Genomic DNA, 1,322 nt, shown 5'->3' on the forward strand with positions numbered 1-1,322 from the left:
TGGATGCCCGTCTGGATGAAATGGGTCTGAACAAAGAAGACTACTGGTGGTATCGCGATCTGCGCCGTTACGGCACCGTGCCACACGCAGGTTTCGGTCTGGGCTTCGAGCGTCTGGTGGTTTATGTCACCGGTATGCAGAACGTTCGTGACGTGATCCCATTCCCACGGACTCCGCGTAACGCGCTGTTCTAATACAGTTTCTCACATAAGGTCATCCAGTCTTATCGTGTTGAACTGAGAGCGCTAACATTAGACCGTAGAGAAGCGTAGATAATAAAAGCCGGCACTGTCCGGCTTTTATTTTTTCAATCCGTTTATCCAACCTGTTTTTTCTGTCTTGCTTTCACTCTTCCCCACGTATTTCCTTTCCCTTTTTACCGTTTAAAAGATTAAACAGAGCGGTATTCAAATTACGCCACTCACTCCTTTTTTATAACGCCATGTCTTATAAATTCTAACGCGACAAAATACTTTCCCGCTGCCCACAGTCACCAGAACTTAATGACACTGAAAGAAGTGGATGTTTAAACACGCAATAAGTTTCATCAGGGAAACAATTAATTACAGTCGGTTTCCCGCTGCAAAGACTGATACGGATGGATGCAATTAGTGACTAGCATCACACCATCACAAATGCGACATTACGCCTCAAGGAAAGTTCCTGAATCGGTTGTAACCGTAAGGAACAAGACGAAAGTGAATGAGGAAATAGCATGAAACGTACCGTTCTTGCAGCCATGATCCCAGCGATGCTGATGGCTGGCGCTGCAAATGCCGCTGTAATTTATGATCAGAATAACAACAAACTGGATCTGTACGGCTCCATTACCGGCGACTACCATTTCGCATCCAACCATAATGCAGGAATGTATCAGCGTGGTGATCAGAGCTATGTTCGTCTGGGCCTGAAAGGCACCACTCAAATCAACAACGACCTGCAAGGTTTCGGTCATGTTGAATACAACATGGCACCAAACGCTGAAAACAACTTCAACGGCCCTAACCAAATCCGTCTGGCCTATGCCGGCCTGAAAGATGACCGTTACGGTAGCATCAGCTACGGTCGTAACTGGGGCGTGATGTATGACATCACCAGCTTCACTGACGTGCTGCCAGAATGGGGTGAAGATACCCAAGGCTACACTCAAGCAAGCACCAACAATGCACCTTACGCTGCAACTATGTTCGGTACTGGCCGCTCTGACAGCGTGCTGCAATACCGTAACAGCTGGAATGGTTTCAACCTGGGTCTGCAATATCTGGGTGCTAACGATTCTTATAGCGGTAACGACGGTTACGGCATCACCGCTGAAAACGGTG

Annotated in this window: 2 protein-coding genes; both read left to right on the top strand. The window is 47.4% G+C overall.

Going from position 1 to position 1,322, the window contains the following annotated elements; all coding sequences use genetic code 11:
• Window positions 1–194: amino acid--tRNA ligase-related protein (locus ACRC27_RS01005; RefSeq protein WP_438638922.1), on the top strand; the 194-nt coding region annotated here is incomplete at its 5' end.
• Between the two features lie 521 nt (window positions 195–715).
• Window positions 716–1,322, top strand: a 607-nt coding sequence (locus tag ACRC27_RS01010) for a porin (RefSeq protein ID WP_438638924.1), incomplete at its 3' end; no start/stop codon positions are given.

Source organism: Plesiomonas sp., assembly GCF_051650925.1.
Taxonomy (GTDB): Bacteria; Pseudomonadota; Gammaproteobacteria; order Enterobacterales; family CAMTGL01; genus Plesiomonas.